This is a genomic window from Caenimonas soli, from assembly GCF_013155545.1.
GTDB classification, from domain to species: Bacteria; Pseudomonadota; Gammaproteobacteria; order Burkholderiales; family Burkholderiaceae_C; genus Ramlibacter; species Ramlibacter soli.
The window spans coordinates 71814-88358 of record NZ_JABJVV010000016.1 but is presented as its reverse complement, the minus strand read 5'-3'; the positions used below and the strand labels follow the sequence as shown (position 1 = coordinate 88358).

The 16545-nt window shown below is 67.1% G+C and carries 20 protein-coding genes; 10 read left to right on the top strand and 10 right to left on the bottom strand.

The annotated features are described in order from the left end of the window. From hpaE to hpaR, 4 genes are read right to left on the bottom strand one after another with little or no spacing between them, the layout of a single operon-like run. The gene (hpaE, locus tag HNE04_RS21905) at nucleotides 1–1458 is read right to left on the bottom strand and encodes a 5-carboxymethyl-2-hydroxymuconate semialdehyde dehydrogenase (RefSeq protein WP_172224131.1); all 1458 of its coding nucleotides are present in this window, start codon (nucleotides 1456–1458) and stop codon (nucleotides 1–3) included. A 2-nt stretch (nucleotides 1459–1460) separates the two neighbouring features. Next, nucleotides 1461–2207: a fumarylacetoacetate hydrolase family protein gene (locus tag HNE04_RS21900; RefSeq protein WP_172224020.1), complete on the bottom strand. Its 747-nt coding sequence runs from the start codon at nucleotides 2205–2207 to the stop codon at nucleotides 1461–1463. Further along, nucleotides 2204–2827 (bottom strand): fumarylacetoacetate hydrolase family protein, encoded by a 624-nt coding sequence (locus HNE04_RS21895; protein WP_172224018.1) that lies wholly within the window; start codon nucleotides 2825–2827, stop codon nucleotides 2204–2206. The genes HNE04_RS21900 and HNE04_RS21895 overlap by 4 nt, the downstream gene beginning before the upstream one ends. Further along, a complete protein-coding gene (hpaR, locus tag HNE04_RS21890; RefSeq protein WP_172224016.1) occupies nucleotides 2824–3255 on the bottom strand; it encodes a homoprotocatechuate degradation operon regulator HpaR in 432 nt (143 codons plus the stop codon). Before hpaR ends, HNE04_RS21895 begins: the two co-directional genes overlap by 4 nt. 80 nt (nucleotides 3256–3335) lie before the next feature. Here hpaR and radA point away from each other — a divergent pair, with 80 nt between their 5' ends. The 5 genes from radA to waaF all read left to right on the top strand — a co-directional run bounded on the left by radA (nucleotide 3336) and on the right by waaF (nucleotide 7424). Beyond that, the gene (gene radA / locus HNE04_RS21885; RefSeq protein ID WP_172224013.1) at nucleotides 3336–4712 is read left to right on the top strand and encodes a DNA repair protein RadA; all 1377 of its coding nucleotides are present in this window, start codon (nucleotides 3336–3338) and stop codon (nucleotides 4710–4712) included. A gap of 64 nt (nucleotides 4713–4776) precedes the next feature. Then, entirely contained in the window at nucleotides 4777–5199 is a 423-nt protein-coding gene (locus HNE04_RS21880) for a glycerate kinase (RefSeq protein WP_172224011.1), read from the top strand. Nucleotides 5200–5241: 42 nt separating this feature from the next. Further along, on the top strand, nucleotides 5242–6177 hold the full coding sequence (locus HNE04_RS21875) for a branched-chain amino acid transaminase (RefSeq protein ID WP_172224008.1): 936 nt from the start codon (nucleotides 5242–5244) through the stop codon (nucleotides 6175–6177). A gap of 2 nt (nucleotides 6178–6179) precedes the next feature. Next, a complete protein-coding gene (locus HNE04_RS21870; RefSeq protein ID WP_172224006.1) occupies nucleotides 6180–6407 on the top strand; it encodes a zinc-finger domain-containing protein in 228 nt (75 codons plus the stop codon). Between the two features lie 9 nt (nucleotides 6408–6416). Next, the gene (gene waaF, locus HNE04_RS21865; protein WP_172224005.1) at nucleotides 6417–7424 is read left to right on the top strand and encodes a lipopolysaccharide heptosyltransferase II; all 1008 of its coding nucleotides are present in this window, start codon (nucleotides 6417–6419) and stop codon (nucleotides 7422–7424) included. Here the strand turns inward: waaF and HNE04_RS21860 are convergent. Further along, nucleotides 7401–8261 (bottom strand): LysR family transcriptional regulator, encoded by an 861-nt coding sequence (locus tag HNE04_RS21860; protein ID WP_172224003.1) that lies wholly within the window; start codon nucleotides 8259–8261, stop codon nucleotides 7401–7403. The two genes, waaF and HNE04_RS21860, sit on opposite strands and share 24 nt — an antisense overlap. A 66-nt stretch (nucleotides 8262–8327) precedes the next feature. Between HNE04_RS21860 and HNE04_RS21855 the strand changes: the two genes are divergently transcribed. Continuing rightward, nucleotides 8328–9533: a YbfB/YjiJ family MFS transporter gene (locus tag HNE04_RS21855; protein WP_172224001.1), complete on the top strand. Its 1206-nt coding sequence runs from the start codon at nucleotides 8328–8330 to the stop codon at nucleotides 9531–9533. Beyond that, nucleotides 9523–10137, top strand: coding sequence for a carboxymuconolactone decarboxylase family protein (locus HNE04_RS21850; protein ID WP_172223999.1), 615 nt, complete (start codon nucleotides 9523–9525; stop codon nucleotides 10135–10137). Before HNE04_RS21855 ends, HNE04_RS21850 begins: the two co-directional genes overlap by 11 nt. Nucleotides 10138–10266: 129 nt before the next feature. Here HNE04_RS21850 and HNE04_RS21845 read toward each other — a convergent pair whose 3' ends face one another. From HNE04_RS21845 to HNE04_RS21835, 3 genes are read right to left on the bottom strand one after another with little or no spacing between them, the layout of a single operon-like run. Beyond that, nucleotides 10267–11457, bottom strand: a complete 1191-nt coding sequence (locus tag HNE04_RS21845; RefSeq protein ID WP_172223997.1) for a sensor histidine kinase — start codon at nucleotides 11455–11457, stop codon at nucleotides 10267–10269. 16 nt (nucleotides 11458–11473) lie between these two features. Next, a complete protein-coding gene (locus HNE04_RS21840) occupies nucleotides 11474–12187 on the bottom strand; it encodes a response regulator transcription factor (RefSeq protein ID WP_172223995.1) in 714 nt (237 codons plus the stop codon). Nucleotides 12188–12234: 47 nt separating this feature from the next. Then, a complete protein-coding gene (locus HNE04_RS21835; protein WP_172223993.1) occupies nucleotides 12235–12723 on the bottom strand; it encodes a Spy/CpxP family protein refolding chaperone in 489 nt (162 codons plus the stop codon). 80 nt (nucleotides 12724–12803) lie between these two features. Between HNE04_RS21835 and HNE04_RS21830 the strand changes: the two genes are divergently transcribed. From HNE04_RS21830 to HNE04_RS21820, 3 genes are all read left to right on the top strand, one after another. Next, the gene (locus tag HNE04_RS21830; RefSeq protein WP_172223990.1) at nucleotides 12804–14309 is read left to right on the top strand and encodes a class I adenylate-forming enzyme family protein; all 1506 of its coding nucleotides are present in this window, start codon (nucleotides 12804–12806) and stop codon (nucleotides 14307–14309) included. An 86-nt stretch (nucleotides 14310–14395) separates the two neighbouring features. After that, complete coding sequence (locus HNE04_RS21825) at nucleotides 14396–14602, top strand: hypothetical protein (protein WP_172223988.1); 207 nt, start codon at nucleotides 14396–14398, stop codon at nucleotides 14600–14602. 85 nt (nucleotides 14603–14687) lie between these two features. Next, nucleotides 14688–14873: a hypothetical protein gene (locus HNE04_RS21820; RefSeq protein WP_172223986.1), complete on the top strand. Its 186-nt coding sequence runs from the start codon at nucleotides 14688–14690 to the stop codon at nucleotides 14871–14873. 2 nt (nucleotides 14874–14875) lie between these two features. Here HNE04_RS21820 and HNE04_RS21815 read toward each other — a convergent pair whose 3' ends face one another. Both HNE04_RS21815 and HNE04_RS21810 read right to left on the bottom strand, forming a co-directional pair. Continuing rightward, nucleotides 14876–15109, bottom strand: coding sequence for a hypothetical protein (locus HNE04_RS21815; RefSeq protein ID WP_172223983.1), 234 nt, complete (start codon nucleotides 15107–15109; stop codon nucleotides 14876–14878). Between the two features lie 76 nt (nucleotides 15110–15185). Then, the gene (locus HNE04_RS21810; protein ID WP_172223981.1) at nucleotides 15186–16544 is read right to left on the bottom strand and encodes an AmpG family muropeptide MFS transporter; all 1359 of its coding nucleotides are present in this window, start codon (nucleotides 16542–16544) and stop codon (nucleotides 15186–15188) included. Nucleotide 16545 lies beyond the last annotated feature (1 nt).

Here is a 16545-nt window from a genome sequence, read left to right as displayed (position 1 = left end):
TCAGACTCCCCAGTGAGGGATGTGGTGCGAACCGAGCGAGACCGCGACGTTCTTCGGTTCGCAGAACACCTCGTAGCTCCAGGTCCCGCCTTCGCGGCCGGTGCCCGAGGCCTTGGTGCCGCCGAAGGGCTGGCGCAGGTCGCGCACGTTCTGGCTGTTGACGAAGCACATGCCGGCCTCGACGGCGGCGGCCACGCGATGGGCCCGGCCTATGTTCTCCGTCCACACGTAGCTGGAAAGCCCGTACTGGATGTCGTTGGCCAGGCGAATCGCGTCGGCCTCATCCTTGAACGGGATCAGGCAGGCCACCGGGCCGAAGATTTCCTCCTGGGCGATGCGCATGCGGTTGTCGACGTCGGCAAAAACCGTCGGCATCACGTAGTTGCCTTTCTTCACGCGACCCGGCAGTGAAGGCGCATCCAGCCCGCCGCACAGCAGCGTCGCGCCTTCCTTGGGGCCGAGCTCGATATAGCTGCGGACCTTAGCCAGGTGGGCCTGCGAGATCATCGGGCCGATGATGGTCTTCTCGTCCAGCGGGTCGCCCACGGCAATCCGCTTTGCCCGTTCGGCGAACTTCTGGGCGAAGTCGGCATAGATCGACTGCTGCACCAGGATGCGGCTGCCGGCCGTGCAGCGCTCGCCGTTGTTGGAGAAGATCATGAACACGGCCGCATCGAGCGCGCGGTCCAGGTCGGCATCCTCGAAGATCACGAACGGCGATTTGCCGCCCAGTTCCATGCTGAACTTCTTCAGCCCGGCTTGCTGCACGATGCGATTGCCCGTCGCCGTGGAACCGGTGAAGGAAATGGCGCGAACGTCCGGATGCTTCACCAAGGGCTCGCCCGCGTCCTTGCCATAGCCATGGACCAGGTTGAGCACGCCCGGCGGAATGCCCGCTTCCAATGCGAGCTCGCCCAGCCTCGCTGCCGTCATGGGCGAGAGCTCGCTCATCTTCAGCACCGCGGTGTTGCCGAACGCCAGGCAGGGCGCGACCTTCCAGGTGGCGGTCATGAACGGCACGTTCCACGGCGAGATCAGCGCGCACACGCCCACCGGATGGAACAGTGTGTAGTTCAGGTGCGTCTCGGTCGGGTAGGTGTGGCCGTCGACGCGGGTGCACATCTCGGCGAAGTAGTAGAAGTTGTCGGCCGCGCGCGGCACCAGCTGCTTGCCAGTTTGCGCGATCACCTGCCCCGTGTCGTTGGTCTCGGTCTGCGCCAGCTCGGGCACATGGGCTGCGATCAGGTCGCCCAGCTTGCGGATGAGTTTGGCGCGCTGGGGCGCGGGCGTGGCAGCCCACTTCGGAAAGGCCGCCTTGGCCGCCGCGACCGCGGCGTTGACCTCGGCTTCGCCGCCTGAGGCGACCTCGGCCAGTACCTCCTGTGTCGCCGGGTTCACGGTTTCCAGATAGTCGCGGCCGGCGACCGGCTTGCCGTTGATGAGGTGATCGATTCGCATATTCATTCGATGGTGTTCATGAGGGCGCCCAGGCCCTCGATCTCGGTCACGATCACGTCGCCGGGCCGGCAGTCCACCACCCCATCCGGCGTGCCGGTCAGGATCAGGTCGCCGGGGCGAAGTTGCATGAAGCTGGAGAAATATTCGATGAGAAAGGGCACGTCGAAAATCATGTCGCGGGTGTTGCCCGACTGCGTGAGCTTGCCGTTCACCGTCGTCTGCAAGGCCAGCGCCATCGGGTTCGGCACATCGCGGGCCGGGGCGAACCAGGGCCCGAGGGGCGTAGTGCTGTCGCGGTTCTTCACGCGCAGGTTGGGCCGGTACCAGTTTTCCAGGTAGTCGCGCACGGCGTAGTCGTTGGCGACGGTATAGCCGGCGACGAAGTCATAGGCGTCGCCGCGCTTCACATTGCGAGCGGTCTTGCCGACGATCACGGTCAGCTCGCATTCGTAGTGCATGAACTGCACGCCCTCCGGCCGGCGGGTGAAGCGGCGGTGCCCGGTCAACGCGCTCTCGCCCTTGAGGAAAACCAGGGGCTCTTCCGGCGCCTTGAACTCCAGCTCCTTGGCATGGTCGGCGTAGTTCAGGCCCAGGGCCAGGATGGTGCGCGGCTGTGGCGTGGGTTCCAGCGGGGGCAGCCATGTCACCGCGTCGAAAGGCACCAGCCGGCCGTCGTCGAGGAGCAGCTGGCCGTCGCGTTCGGCAGCGCCTTGCGTTACGCCCTGGTGGAGGATGCGGGCGCGCTTCATGATGCCTCTCCCACCAGCATGTTGCTCAGCGTGCCCAGTCCTTTCGCACTGATATCGATCCGGTCGCCGACTCGGGCCAGCGGCCGGCCGATGTCGCAGCCCAGCATCAGCGCGTCGCCCGCGCCCAGCGTCATGAACTCGCTCACGTCGGCAAGCAGTTGCGCCGCCGGTCGGACCAGCTCGGCAAAGTCCAGGCGCTGTTTCAGGTCACCGTTCACGCGGACCTCGAGCTGGAATTGCGACGGATCGATGCTCGGGCCTGCGGGCAGGAGCGCATTGCCCACGCCGAGGAAGCCGTCCAGGCACTTGAACTTGACGGGCGGGCGGAAGAAGCTGGCATGCGGAATCGAGAGATCGTTCATCAGCACATAGCCGGCCACCTCGCCGGCGGCCTTCATCACGATTGCGATCGTCGCGCCCACCTCGACCTCGGGTACGCGCGCCGGGACGGGGATATCGGCGCCGTCGGCGCTCCAGGTGTTGGCCGGCTTGATGTACAGCACCGGCGCCTTCGGCGGCGCCTTGTACGGCGCCTCGTTCATCTTCGGCGCCCAGGCCTTCCACTCGCCGCGGAAGTTCAGCAGCGTGCCGTAGACCGTGCCCGTCGGGACAAAACTCATGGTTGCTCCAGGTCGATCACTTGGTCGAGCAATTCATAGAGCTCGGCGAGCTTCTGCTTGCCCAGCGACTTCTCCATCCATTCATAGTGCGCCTCGACCGTGCGCGACAGTTTTTCCACCAGCTTCAGGCCCTTGGGCGTGGCCTCGACCACCGTGCGGCGCTGGTCCGCCGGGTCGCGCTCGCGCCGGATCAGGCCGTCGCGCTCCATCCGCGCCAGCACGCCGGTGAGGCTGGGTCCCAGGATGTAGGCCTCGCGCGCGACGCGGCCGGTTTCCACCGTGCCGTGCTCGCCGAGCACACGCAACACACGCCATTGCTGATCCGACAGCCCATGCTCGCGCAGGCTGGGGCGCGTATGGGCCATGACCGATTCGCGGGCTTGCAGCAGCAGCCGCGGCAGGTTGCGGTGGATGAATGTCGTGCTCATGGCTTAATTAGTTAATATATTAAATGATTTGGCGGTTCGCCGCAAACCCGCATCGGCTGCCCGGCTATAGTCGGCCGCTCATGGCCAAGGAAAAGACCAGCTACTCCTGCACCGAATGCGGTGGCACCAGTCCGCGATGGCTGGGCAAATGCCCTCATTGCGAGGCGTGGAACACCCTCATCGAAACGGTGGTGGAGTCGGCCGCGCCCGTGCGCAACCGCTTTGCCTCCCTGGCCAAAACCGCCGAAGTGGCGGCGCTGGCCGACATCGAAGCCAGCGAGATCGAACGCACGCCCACCGGTATCGGCGAGCTCGACCGTGTGCTCGGCGGCGGCATCGTCGAAGGTGGGGTGGTGCTGATCGGCGGCGATCCGGGCATCGGCAAGTCCACCTTGCTGCTGCAGGCCCTGGATGGGCTGCAGCGGCTTCAGGTGCCCACGCTTTACGTGACCGGCGAGGAAAGCGGCGCCCAGGTGGCGCTGCGCTCGCGCCGCCTCGGCCTGGACAACTCGCAGGTGAAGGTGCTGGCGGAGATCCAGCTCGACAAGATCCTGTCCACCATTGCGGCCACCCAACCGGCCGTGGCGGTGATCGACTCGATCCAGACCGTGTACTCGGACCAGCTCACTTCCGCGCCGGGGTCGGTGGCGCAGGTGCGCGAATGCGCAGCCCATCTCACGCGCGCGGCCAAGGCCGGCGGAACCTGCATCGTGCTGGTCGGCCATGTCACCAAGGAAGGCGCGCTGGCCGGCCCGCGCGTGCTGGAGCACATGGTGGACACGGTGCTGTATTTCGAGGGCGATACCCATTCGAGTTTCCGCCTGGTGCGCGCCATCAAGAACCGCTTCGGCGCCGTCAACGAGATCGGCGTCTTCGCGATGACCGAGAAGGGCCTGAAGGGCGTGTCCAATCCGAGCGCGATCTTCCTGTCGCAGCACAGCGAGCCGGTGCCGGGCAGCTGCGTGCTGGTGACGCTGGAAGGAACGCGCCCCATGCTGGTGGAGATCCAGGCGCTGGTCGACAGCGGCGGCCCCAGCCCGCGGCGTTTGTCGGTGGGCTTGGACCGCGACCGCCTCGCCATGCTGCTGGCCGTACTGCACCGTCATGCCGGCATTGCCTGCATGGACCAGGATGTGTTCGTCAACGCGGTAGGCGGCGTGCGCATCAGCGAGCCGGCGGCCGACCTGGCGGTGATGCTGGCGATCACCTCCAGCCTGCGCGGCAAGCCCTTGCCCAAGGGCTTCATCGCCTTCGGCGAAGTGGGACTGGCGGGCGAAGTGCGGCCCGCGCCGCGCGGCCAGGAGCGGCTGCGTGAGGCTGCCAAGCTGGGCTTTTCGGTGGCGGTGGTTCCCAAGGCCAACGCGCCCAAGAAGGGCAGCCGCGAGATCGAAGGGCTCACCATCCACCCGGTCGAACGCATCGAGGAAGCCATGGAAGTGGTGCGCAGCCTGGCATGATGAGCCGATCGAGCTACGCACTTGCCGCAGGCGGCATGCCCGCCGAACCCGCGACAATCGCCGCATGAATCTGCAGAAAATCATCGTGCCCATCCTGGGCGTGGTCGTCGTGGCGGCGGCCTGGCGCGCTTACGGGTGGGCCGGCATTGCCGTCGCGGTCACCGGGATCGTGATGTGGGCGCTGCTGCATTTCACGCGGCTTACGCACGTGCTCAAGCGCGCGGCCAACCGGCCCAAGGGCTATGTGGGCAGCGCCGTGATGTTCAATGCCAAGCTCAAACCCGGAGTCAACCTGCTGCACGTGATCGCCATGACGGGGGCCCTGGGCGAGCTGCTTTCGCCCAAGGACGAGCAGCCGGAGGTCTACCGCTGGACCGACGGCACCGACTCCCATGTCACCTGCGAGTTTGCCAACGGCAAGCTGGTGAAATGGACGCTTTTCCGGCCGCCGGCCCCGGACGAGGGCGGCGCCGCGCCCACGCCTTAAAATCGCGGGTTCGAGCGAACCCACGACTCCAAAGGAAAATTCATGAGCGCTGTACCGAGCATGGCCGACCGCGACGGCAAGATCTGGATGGATGGCGAGATGGTGGAATGGCGCGACGCCAAGATCCACGTGCTGACCCACACCCTCCACTACGGCTGTGGCGCATTCGAGGGCGTCCGCGCCTACAACACGGCCAACGGCACGGCCATCTTCCGGCTGCAGGAGCACACCGACCGCCTGTTCAACAGCGCCAAGATCCTGCGCATGAACATTCCGTTCTCCAAGGAACAGGTCAACGAGGCGCAGCGCGCCGTGGTGAAGGCCAACAAGCTGGAAAGCTGCTACCTGCGCCCGCTCACCTGGATCGGTTCGCAGAAGCTGGGCGTCAGCCCCAAGGGCAACCAGATCCACCTGATGGTCGCGGCCTGGGCCTGGGGCGCCTACCTGGGCGAGGAGGGCATGAAGCGCGGCATCCGCGTCAAGACCTCCAGCTACACCCGCCACCACGTCAACATCACCATGACGCAGGCCAAGGCGGTGAGCAACTACACCAACTCCATCCTGGCGAACATGGAAGCGCTGGACGACGGCTACGACGAGGCGCTGCTGCTGGACAGCTCGGGCTTCGTCAGCGAAGGCGCGGGCGAGAACATCTTCGTTATCAAGGACGGCGTGATCTACACCCCCGACCTGTCGGCAGGCGCCCTCAACGGCATCACCCGCAACACGGTGTTCCACATCTGCAAGGATCTCGGCATCGAGATCGTGCAAAAGCGCATCACCCGCGACGAGGTCTATATCTCCGACGAGGCCTTCTTCACCGGCACCGCCGCCGAAGTCACGCCCATCCGCGAACTCGACCGCATCGAGATCGGCGCCGGTTCGCGCGGCCCCATCACCGAGAAGATCCAGAGCGCCTTCTTCGACATCGTCAACGGCCGCAACCCCAAGTACGCCCACTGGCTCACCAAGGTTTGAACATGGCCCCCAACGCGCCCGCAAGAAAAGAATCCGTCGTCGAGTTGCTCGCCAAGGACCTGAACGCCAACGGCCAGGTGTTCTGCCCCAGCCCCAGCGCCGGCATGAAGCTGTGGAACAGCCACCCGCGCATCTACCTGGACGTGGCGCGTACCGGCGAAGCCAAATGCGCCTATTGCGGCACGGTGTACCGCCTCAAAGAGGGCGAGCACTTCGGTGGGGGCCACTAGGGCCTGTCGATGTCTAGTTCGCTGATCATCGCGCCGCAGTGGATCGGCGATGCGGTGATGACCGAGCCGCTGCTGCGGCGGCTGCACTCGCGCGGTGAGCGGCTGGCGGTGGGCGCGCTGCCCTGGGTGGCGCCGGTGTACCGCGCCATGCCGCAGGTCGATGAGGTCATCGAGTTTCCCTTCCAGCATGGCGGCCTGCAATTCAAGGCCCGCCGTTCCATCGCCAAGAAAGTGGAAGGGCGCTTCGACACGGCCTACGTGCTGCCCAATTCGCTCAAGAGTGCACTGCTGCCTTTCCTGGCCAGCATCCCCAAGCGGGTCGGCTACCTGGGCGAGGCGCGCGTGGGCCTGCTCACGCACCGCCTGAAAAATCCCAAGAATAAGCCGCCGATGGTGGCCTTCTATTCCGCGCTCAGCGGGGACAAGGAAGGCCTGGAGGCCGACCGCCCGCAGCTGCGGTTGGCGCCGGCACAAACCGACGCAGCCTTGGCAGCACTTGGCCTGCAAGCCGGCGGCTATTACGTCTTCGCGCCGGGCGCAGAGTACGGCCCCGCCAAGCGCTGGCCCGCCATCCATTTCGCCGAACTGGCGCGCGCCCTCGATCGGCCGGCGGTGCTGCTGGGCTCGGGCAAGGAGGCCGAGCTGTGCGAGGAGATCGCCGGTGCGGCAGGGCCGGACAAGTGCATCAACCTGGCCGGCAAGACTTCCCTCATGGATGCCTTTGCGCTGATCGCGGCAGCCCAGGCCGTGATCAGCAACGACTCCGGCTTGATGCACGTGGCCGCGGCTTTCGGCGTGCCCCAGGTGGCGGTGTTCGGCTCGTCGAGCCCGCTGCACACGCCGCCGTTGAACGACCAGGCGCGGGTGCTGTGGCTCAAGGACGATGCTTCCTACCAGCCGCCGCTGGACTGCGCGCCCTGCTTCCAGCGCGAATGCCCGCTGGGCCACACCCGCTGCCTCTACGACATCACGCCCGAGCTTGTGCTGGCGGCGCTAAGGCGCGACCAGGCTTTGTAGGCGCAGCAGCGCGGTGGAGGGAGTGCCGTTCCACACCAGGTGGGTGTGGTTGCGGCGAACCCGGGCCGGAAGCTCATGCTGCTTCACATCGCTGGCTGCGCGCAGCGCGAACAGCAGCGACTTGGGAACCATGGCGAAGCCCGTGCCCGCTGCCACGCAGGCGATCATCGCCTGGTACGAAGCAAATTCCAGCGTGCGTGCCGGCATGACGCCGGAAGTGCCGAGCCATTCTTCCATCCGCTTGCGATACGAGCAGCCGTTGGCGAAGGCGATCAGGGTCGAGCCGGCCAGATCGCCCGGACGCGTCACCTCCGGCGCATCCTTGGCGGTGATCAGCACCAGCTCCTCCTCGAACACCTTGAGCGCCTCGAGGCCCGGCGCGGTGAATGGCTCGGAGATGAATGCCGCTTCGATTTCAAAGTTGGTGACGCGCTGGACCAGTGCGCCCGTCGTGCCGGTCACCAGCTCGACCACCACACCCGGGTAGAGCTTGTGGAAGCGCGACAGGATGGGCGCCAGCCGGCTGCCGGCCGTGCTCTCCAGCGAGCCGATGCGGAACACGCCCATGGGCTTGCCGTTGCGCAGCTCGCTCTCGGCCTCGTCGGCCAGCCGGAAAAGCCGCTGCGCATACGACAGCAGCAGTTCGCCCTCGGGCGAGAGCACCAGCGATCGTCCCTGCCGGCGGAACAGCTGCAGACCCAGGCGCTCCTCGAGCTGCTTGATGCGGGTCGTGACGTTGGACTGCACGCGGTTGAGCTTGCCGGCCGCCCGAACGATGCCGCCCTCCTGCACCACGGCGCGGAATATCTCCAGCGAGTCCAGATCAATGGTTCTCATGGCGAGAATGAAGATTCAGAATAATTCATTTGTCGGTTGGTGCCATTCTCGGTCTAATCATTCCCCATGGCAATCGACAACCACCCATCCGGACCTTCGCCGATCACGGTTTGCCTGGCGGGCGCCCTGTCGCTGGCCGTGGCCATGGGCATAGGGCGATTCGCCTTCACGCCCATGCTGCCGCTGATGATCCAGGGCGGGCAGCTCGACGTCGCGGCCGGCGGCTGGCTGGCTGCCGCCAACTATGCGGGCTACCTGCTGGGCGCAATGACGGCGTCACGCATGGGCTGGCCGGCGCCGCGCCTGGCGGCCGTTGCGCTGCTGCTGACGGCCGGCCTCACCGCCGCGATGGCGTTGCCGGGGCCGACGTGGCTCTGGCTCGTCCTGCGGCTGGCCGCCGGCATCAGCAGCGCCTGGGCCTTCGTCGGCACGAGCGTGTGGTGCCTGGGCGCACTGTCCCGCCTGCAACGTCCGTCGTGGGGCAGCGGCCTGTACGCCGGGGTGGGCGCGGGGATCGCGCTTGCCGGGCTCTTCTGCCTGGCCGGTGCGGCCGCCGGTGTTTCGGCGCCGGCCCTGTGGCTGATGCTCGCTGTGCTGGCCCTCGTCCTGTTGGTCCCAGTCGCCCCAGTCCTGCGCAGCCTCGGCCTGGCCAGCCCGGTTGCGGCACCGGCGGTCAGCGGCAAAGCGCCGGCGCGAACGACGGGCCTGGTGGTCTGCTACGGCGTGCTGGGCTTCGGCTACATCCTGCCCGCAACGTTCCTGCCGGTGCTGGCGCGCTCGGTCGTGGAAGACCCCAGGCTCTTCGGCCTGGCCTGGCCGCTGTTCGGCCTCACGGCGGCGCTCTCGACCTTCATGGCTGGGTGGTGGATGCGCCGGGCTTCGCGGCTGCAGGTCTGGGCCGCCTCCCATCTGCTGATGGGCATCGGCGTGCTGCTGCCCGGCCTTTGGCTCAGCGGCCTCACGGTCGCGCTGTCGGCGTTGCTGGTCGGCGGCACCTTCATGATCATCACCATGGCCGGCTTGCAGGAAATCCGGGCCCGTGCGATCGGCGACCCGACGGTGCTGGTCGGCCGCATGACGGCCGCTTTCGCCCTGGGGCAGATCGCCGGGCCGATAGCGTCCTCCCTGTTGTTGCGCGTGCCCGCGTTCGCGGCCAACGGCCTGAATCTGGCTCTGCAGGCGGGTGCTGTGGCGCTGCTGCTCAGTGCAGCGTGGCTATGGCGCCAGACCCATCAACCCGTGCTTGAAAAGGAGATTTCCCATGCCCGCTGACACAACCGTCTCCGGCGCCCGCCAGGGCTTCAGTGAGCCCTGGCGCGAACGCCTTCCCATGCCGGCGGCCGATGCCATGAGCCCGGAACAGCGCGAAGCCGCCCAGGCGCTGATCGCCGGACCGCGCAAAGGTGTCTACGGACCGTTCCTGCCGCTGCTGCGCAGCCCGCAGCTGCTGGACCGGGTGGCCAAGCTGGGCGAGTACCTGCGTTTCGAGAGCGTGCTCGAGGCCCGGATCCGCGAGCTGGTGACCTGCGCCGCCGCGCGCCACGTGACCAATCAGTTCGAGTGGCTGATGCACGCGCCGCTCGCCCTCAAGGCCGGCGTTTCCGAGGCGACGTTGGACGCCTTGCGCGCCGGTGCCCGGCCGAAAGGCCTGCCGGCGGACGAAGAGGCTGCGCTCGACTTCACGGCCGAACTGCTGAACAGGCACGGCACCAGCGAGGCCACCTACCTCGCTGCCGTTGCCCGGTTCGGCGAGCAAGGGGTGGTGGAGCTGACCACGCTGGTGGGCTACTTCGTCATGGTGTCCTGGTTGATGAACGTGGCCCATACGCCCGCGCAGGCGAATGCGGCAGCGCCGCTGGAGGCCTTCCCTTTGTGAGCACCCAAAAAAACAGCCACCTTGCGGTGGCTGTGTGAAAGTCCTCGGAAGGACGTCGTTGGGAGGCTTAACTTTAAGCGTCCCAGCCCATCTTGGCATCCCCCAATCGGAGGAGGAGCCGCAGGACGGCTACATCTGGTGGCAGGGGATGCGCACCACGAAGCAGGCACCCACTCCATCCTGGTCCTCACACTGCACCGAGCCGTGGTGGCGCTGGGTGATCGAGCGCACCAGCGCCAAGCCCAGGCCGACGCCGCCGTAGCGCTCGCTGGCGCCGGCCAGGCGATAGAAGGGCTCGAAGATGCGCTCGCGCTCTTCCGCCGGCACGCCGGGCCCCTCGTCGCGCACGCGCACGACCGCATGCTCGCCTTCCCGCCGCAGTTCGACCGTGACAGGGCCGTTACTGTAGCGGCGAGCGTTTTCCAGCAGATTGCGCACCGCGCGCCGCAGCAATTTGGCGACGCCTTGCACGACCAACGGCTTGCCGTCATCGGTGGGCACCAGCTCCGCGCCCGCCCGCGCGCATTCCTCGGCGGCCAGGCCGGTGAGATCCACCGGCTCGATGGTGCCAATGTCGCTTTCCTTGGTGTCCAGCCGGCTGGCCAGCAGGATCTCGTCCACCAGCTGGTCGAGCTCGGCAATGTTACGCAGGATCTCTTCCTTGAAAGCCGGCGAGGCCTGCGGCTCCATCAGCTCCAGTCCCATGCGGATGCGCGCGAGCGGCGAGCGCAGCTCGTGCGAGGCGTTGGCCAGCAGCGACTTGTGCGACTTGAGCAGCGTTTCGACCCGCTCGGCCGCGTGGTTAAAGCGCTGCGCCAGGAAGGCCAGTTCGTCGGAGCCCGACTCCTCGATGCGCGTGGACAGGTCGCCTTCGCCCCAGCGCTCGACACCTTGGCGCAGATGGTCCAGGCGCAGCGTCAGCCGCCGGATGATCGGGTAGCTGCCCACCGCCACCGCGAGCGCAACGATTCCCAGCATCCAAAGCAATCCGCCCGGCCCGCGGGTCCAGGACCGTCCCCCGGCCGGCAGTTCGCCGGGCGAGCGGCGGCGCGGCGGCAACTGCACGATCAGCTGGCTGCCGTCCATCATGTCCACAGTGAACTCCAGCCCGCGGATCGGGTCGCGCGCCGGCCGCGTTTTGTCCTGCCCGATCACTTCGCCGGCCTGATTGCGGATGATCACCTCGCGCTCGGGTATCTGCTCGTTGTTGAGGCGCCAGAGCCAGCCGAAGGCGAGCGTCAGCACCGCTACGGCCAGCACCACGGCCAGCCAGATGCGGAAGTAAAGGGGTACGCGGAAGCGCGCGTGCCAGGACACCATGGGTTTGTTCCAGTGTTCAGTCTTGCTGCTTGGCGAAGACGTAGCCGACGCCGCGCACCGTGAGGATGCGCTTGGGGTTCTTGGCATCGACTTCGATCGCCGCCCGGATGCGTCCCATGTGGACGTCGATGGAGCGGTCGAAGGCCTCGAGTTCGCGGCCGCGCACCGCCTCCATGATCTGGTCGCGGGTCAGTACGCGCCCGGCACGTTCCGCCAGCGTGATCAGCAGGTCGAACTGGTAAGAGGTGAGTTCGCAGGGCTTGCCGCCCACCGTCACGCTGCGGGCGTCGCGGTCGATTTCCAGCGAGCCGAAGCGCATCAGCTTGGCCGCCGGCGGCGTGCCTTCGCTGCGGCGCCGCAGGATCGCGCGGATGCGCGCCAGCAGCTCGCGCGGCTCGAACGGCTTGGGCAGGTAGTCGTCGGCGCCCAGCTCCAGGCCCACGATGCGATCCATCGGGTCGCCTTTGGCGGTGAGCATCAGCACCGGAACCTGACCCATCTCGCCGGGCAGGGCACGTACGCGCCTGCACACTTCCAGCCCGTCCATGTCGGGCAGCATCAAGTCCAGGATTACCAGGTCGGGGTTCGCGCCGGTGGGCGGATCCTGCAAGAGCGCCAGGCCTGCCTTCGCATCGATGGCGTGGGTCACGCCGAAGCCGGACCGTTCCAGGTACTCGCCCACCATCTGGGCCAGGCGGGCGTCGTCTTCGATCATCAGGAGTTGCTGCATCTGAGCATGGTAATGACTTCGCGGTCCGGCGGGGGCCGTCGGCCCGCTCAACCGCGCCAGCGGCGGTCCATGCGCTGCTTCAGGCGCTCGGCCACTTTGGTCCGCTGTTCCGGCGTCAACACGTCGGCGGCATCGGCCATGGCCTGCAGCACGCGGCGACTGCTGGTGTCGGCAAGCTGCATCTGGGTGACACGCAGTTGTTCCAGGCCGTTCCTGTCCACGGAAGGCGCGGCCAGCAGCTCGAGGCCGCGACGGCGCGCGGTGCGGGCCTGTTCGCGCAGCGGCTTGAGGTCGGCCAGGGCGGCGGCGGCGATGGCGACCAGGCGGTCTTTCTGCTGCGGCGTGCCGCCTGCATCCTTGACCATGCGGCCGATACGCCAATCCAGCCGACGCGCCATTTCTTCGGGGTCCAGTGCTTCGCCCCGTCGCCAGCCATGGGCATGGGCCTTTGCGCCCAGCAAGCTAAGGCCGCCCAGGGCGGCGAGGCCGGAAAACCAGCGGCGGCGGGAGTTGTCGGGAGGGGGGGTGGGGTTCATGGCGATCTCCTGTCGGGGGATTGCATCGATAGTGGCAAGCGCCCATCACCCGAGCTTGAAGCGGCGGTAAAGTTAGGTAAATGGCTGTGCCTTCACCCCCCTTGGTGCTCGCCGACGTACTGGCGGCCCACGCTGCGGCGCGAGCCGATGCCGTGGCCCTGAGTTTCGAAGGCGGGCAGCTGCGCTATGGCGAGCTTTGCCGCCGCTGCGAGCGCTTGGCTGCCCAGCTGTGGCATGGCTGGGGCGTGCGCCCCGGCGACCGGGTGGCTTGGCTGGGGGCCAATCATCCCGGCCAGCTCGTGCTGCTGTTCGCGCTGGCCCGCATCGGCGCCATCCTGCTGCCCCTGAACTTCCGGCTGTCCCCGGGCGAATGGGATGCCCTGATGGTGGACTGCGCGCCTGCTCATCTGGTGCACGACGATGCCTGGGCTGCCGCCGCGCAGGAGCTGGCGGCGCGGCATGGCCTGGCCGTGCATCCGGCGGAAGCGTTGACGGACGAGGGCGATTGGCCGAGCCCACCGTGCGGGGCCGAAAGTCGCTCGCCGGTCCTGCTGGTCTACACCTCGGGCACCACCAGCCGCGCCAAGGCCGCGGTCCATACGCAGGCCAATCTGCTGGCGAACATGGCGATCGCCGCGCAGGTGCAGAAGATGACGGCGCAGGACGTCGTTGCCACCATGCTCCCGCTGTTCCATGTCGGAGGCCTGTGCATCCAGACGCTGCCGGCCTTGTACGTGGGCGCCCGGGTGATCCTGCACGCGCGGTTCGCGGCAGAGGCGGCGCTGGACTGCTTCGAACGCGACCGCCCGACGCTGACGCTGCAGGTGCCCGCCACGATGAAGGCCTTGATCGAGCAGCCGCGCTGGGACAGCGCCGACCTGGCCAGCCTGCGCGCGGTCTGGGCCGGCTCCAGCCTGCTGCCCGCCGGCCTGGTCCAGGCTTTCCACGCGCGCGGGCTGACGGTGTGCAATGTCTACGGCGCCACCGAGACCGGGCCGTTCTCGATTGCCCTTGCGCCCGAGCAGGCCCGCAGCCACCCGGGGTCGTGCGGGTGGCCGGCTCCCGGTGTGGAAGTGCGGCTGGGCGACGAACAGGCCGGAGTGGGCGAGTTGCTCATCCGTGGACCGAATGTGATCAGCCGCTATTGGCCGGACCTGCCGGCTTGCGATCCGCAGGGCTGGTTCCATACCGGCGACCTGGCGACCCGGGCAAGAGATGGTGCCTACACGGTGGTGGGACGCGCCAAGGACCTGATCATCTCGGGCGGCGAGAACATCCACCCCGCCGAGATCGAGAGCTTGCTGGCCGAACACCCCGCCGTCGCCGAATGCGCGGCGTTCGGCCTGCCCGACGATGAGTGGGGTGAAGTGGTTGCGGCGGCCGTTGTGCTCAAGCCGGGGCAGGCGGTGTCCGAACAGGAATTGCGCTCCTACCTGACCGGGCGGCTGGCGCGCTACAAACTGCCGCGCCACTGGCTCTGGCTGGCGGGGCTGCCCAAGACAGCGCTAGGGAAGGTCCAGCGGCAAGCTCTTGCTCAGCTGATCCGAAGTGATGCTGCAGACGGTCAGGCTAGTCCTACAGGCTAGCGACCTTGTCCTACATGAGGTCGAGCAATTAACATCTAATGTGCGTTCAGCCCAGCATTGCGTCCTGTCGACGCGCCTGGATATCGATGAACGCGCAGAAACCCAAAAAATCACCAGCCGAGGGCAACCATCCTCCGCAAGCAACGCAGCAGGGCGAAGCCGCGGTACAGCCGCCTCAACCGATCACGCACAAGAATTCGCGTCCGCGTCTCTCCGGTGAAGGTGCCGATGCCGCCTTGCTGCACCTGATCGAGCGGGAAAAACTCCGTACCGACGAGCCCAAGCTGCCTTGAGCCCGGCCGTGACGCGACCGCGTCCTACAGTGGAGCTCAGCAGCGACTGACACGCTCAACCATTCAAGCGGCCGAAACTGCGCTCATGCAGCAACAGACCCAGCTTGCGCAGAATCCAGAAGATCCTGGCACCCCAGGCGAGCCGGAGCTGTCCTGGGACGGTGCCGCCTCAGGTGAAGGAGCGGCGAGCGCGCTCAAGGCCTTGAAGAAGGTGGAAACCAGCCGCATCCGGCTACAGCCGAGCGAAGAGCGTCCCGAAGCAGCCGACTAGCGTCATTCCTTGGGTGGCAGCAGCGCCGCCCGCTTGCGCTCCAGCATCATGAGTTTCGACAACGCGCTCTGCGAGCCGTTGCCCGACTGCTGGTCGTCGGCGACCCTGTGACGTCCCCGGCGTTCGCTGCCCGCCGGCGCCCCACCACCCGTTTGCTGCTGGCGCGCCGGCGCATCCTGGCGCTTCTCATCACGCGAGGGCGTCTTGTCGGTGTCGCTTGTCGGCTTGGGCTTCATGGGTTCAGCACCGAGACTAGGGGATGGCACCGGCTTGCGGTGTAGGGTTCGCGCGAAGCAGGCGGTAGGAGCTTGCCTATTCCTGCTGCTGCCCATCCACTGTACGGGCCGGCGTTTTCATGCGCGAGGCCAGCCACACCAGCAGCAGCACCGGAGCGCCCAGGCAAGCGGTGGCCGTGAAGAAGTTGCCGTAGCCGAAGGCGTCGACATACTTGCCCGAGTAGCCGGCCAGGAACTTGGGCAGCAACAGCATCATCGAGCTGAACAACGCGTACTGCGTGGCCGAGTAGTTGACGTTGGTGAGGCTCGACAGGTACGCGATGAAGGCGGCCGAGGCGATGCCGCTGGACAGGTTGTCCGCCGAGATCACGAACACTAGCGACTGCACATCGTGGCCGCGCGAGCCCAGCCAGGCGAACAGCAGGTTGCTCGCCGCGCTCAGCACCGCGCCCAGCATCAGCACCCGCATCACGCCAAAGCGGATGGCCAGTGCGCCGCCGAGGAAGGCGCCGGCCAGCGTCATGATCACGCCGTAGATCTTGGTGACGGCCGCAACCTCGTCCTTGGTGTAGCCCATGTCCACGTAGAACGGGTTGGCCATGATGCCCATCACCACGTCGCTGATGCGATACACGGCGATCAATGCCAGGATCAGCGCTGCCTGCCAGCGGTAGCGGCGCAGGAAGTCGGCGAAGGGCTCGACCAATACTTCGCGCAGCCAGGCCGCGGCGTTGCGCGAAGGCGGCAGGATCTTGCGCAGCGGTTCCGGCGACAGCAGCACCGTCAGGACGCCCACCGCCATCGAGGCCGCCATCACGAAATACGCCGTTTGCCAGGCTGTGTGCTGGTAGCTTGCGGCGCTGACGACTTCGGCGCGGGCCGCGATCCATAGCACGCCCGCGCCGGCCCAGATCATCGCCAGCCGGTAGCCGGTCTGGTAGGCCGCCGCCAGTGCGGCCTGGCGCTGCATGTCGGCCGACTCGATGCGGAAGGCATCCAGCGCGATGTCCTGTGTGGCGGAGCCGAAAGCCACCAGCAGGGCGCACCACACGATGGTCTCCAGCGAGAGCTTGGGATCGGAGAGCGCCATGCCGATCAGGCCGGTGACGATCATGGCCTGCGCCAGCAGCAGCCAGGCGCGCCGCCGGCCGAGCAAGCGCGACAGGATGGGAATGGGCAGCCGGTCCACCAGCGGCGCCCAGGCCCACTTGAAGGCATAGGCCAGTCCGACCCAGGAGAGAAAACCGATGGTGGTGCGATCGATGCCGGCTTCGCGCAACCAGAAGCTCAGCGTGCCCAGCACCAGCAGCAGCGGCAGCCCGGCCGAGAAGCCCAGGAACAACATGCGCAGCGTGGCGGGCTCGAGGTAAACCCGAAATGTCTCGCCCCAGCTTGGGGGCTCGGTCTGAGGCAGTGTATTGGTCTTGTCTGACATG

Bases quoted from the DNA above. Each gene is read 5' to 3' on its own strand.
- waaF (WP_172224005.1), top strand. From the start codon at position 6,417: ATGTCTAGTTCGCTGATCATCGCGCCGCAGTGGATCGGCGATGCGGTG.
- HNE04_RS21820 (WP_172223986.1), top strand. From the start codon at position 14,688: ATGCAGCAACAGACCCAGCTTGCGCAGAATCCAGAAGATCCTGGCACC.
- radA (WP_172224013.1), top strand. From the start codon at position 3,336: ATGGCCAAGGAAAAGACCAGCTACTCCTGCACCGAATGCGGTGGCACC.
- HNE04_RS21855 (WP_172224001.1), top strand. From the start codon at position 8,328: ATGGCAATCGACAACCACCCATCCGGACCTTCGCCGATCACGGTTTGC.
- HNE04_RS21815 (WP_172223983.1), bottom strand. From the start codon at position 15,109: ATGAAGCCCAAGCCGACAAGCGACACCGACAAGACGCCCTCGCGTGAT.
- HNE04_RS21840 (WP_172223995.1), bottom strand. From the start codon at position 12,187: ATGCAGCAACTCCTGATGATCGAAGACGACGCCCGCCTGGCCCAGATG.
- HNE04_RS21825 (WP_172223988.1), top strand. From the start codon at position 14,396: ATGAACGCGCAGAAACCCAAAAAATCACCAGCCGAGGGCAACCATCCT.
- HNE04_RS21835 (WP_172223993.1), bottom strand. From the start codon at position 12,723: ATGAACCCCACCCCCCCTCCCGACAACTCCCGCCGCCGCTGGTTTTCC.
- hpaR (WP_172224016.1), bottom strand. From the start codon at position 3,255: ATGAGCACGACATTCATCCACCGCAACCTGCCGCGGCTGCTGCTGCAA.
- HNE04_RS21900 (WP_172224020.1), bottom strand. From the start codon at position 2,207: ATGAAGCGCGCCCGCATCCTCCACCAGGGCGTAACGCAAGGCGCTGCC.
- hpaE (WP_172224131.1), bottom strand. From the start codon at position 1,458: ATGCGAATCGATCACCTCATCAACGGCAAGCCGGTCGCCGGCCGCGAC.
- HNE04_RS21875 (WP_172224008.1), top strand. From the start codon at position 5,242: ATGAGCGCTGTACCGAGCATGGCCGACCGCGACGGCAAGATCTGGATG.
- HNE04_RS21850 (WP_172223999.1), top strand. From the start codon at position 9,523: ATGCCCGCTGACACAACCGTCTCCGGCGCCCGCCAGGGCTTCAGTGAG.
- HNE04_RS21860 (WP_172224003.1), bottom strand. From the start codon at position 8,261: ATGAGAACCATTGATCTGGACTCGCTGGAGATATTCCGCGCCGTGGTG.
- HNE04_RS21895 (WP_172224018.1), bottom strand. From the start codon at position 2,827: ATGAGTTTTGTCCCGACGGGCACGGTCTACGGCACGCTGCTGAACTTC.
- HNE04_RS21845 (WP_172223997.1), bottom strand. From the start codon at position 11,457: ATGGTGTCCTGGCACGCGCGCTTCCGCGTACCCCTTTACTTCCGCATC.
- HNE04_RS21870 (WP_172224006.1), top strand. From the start codon at position 6,180: ATGGCCCCCAACGCGCCCGCAAGAAAAGAATCCGTCGTCGAGTTGCTC.
- HNE04_RS21830 (WP_172223990.1), top strand. From the start codon at position 12,804: ATGGCTGTGCCTTCACCCCCCTTGGTGCTCGCCGACGTACTGGCGGCC.
- HNE04_RS21810 (WP_172223981.1), bottom strand. From the start codon at position 16,544: ATGTCAGACAAGACCAATACACTGCCTCAGACCGAGCCCCCAAGCTGG.
- HNE04_RS21880 (WP_172224011.1), top strand. From the start codon at position 4,777: ATGAATCTGCAGAAAATCATCGTGCCCATCCTGGGCGTGGTCGTCGTG.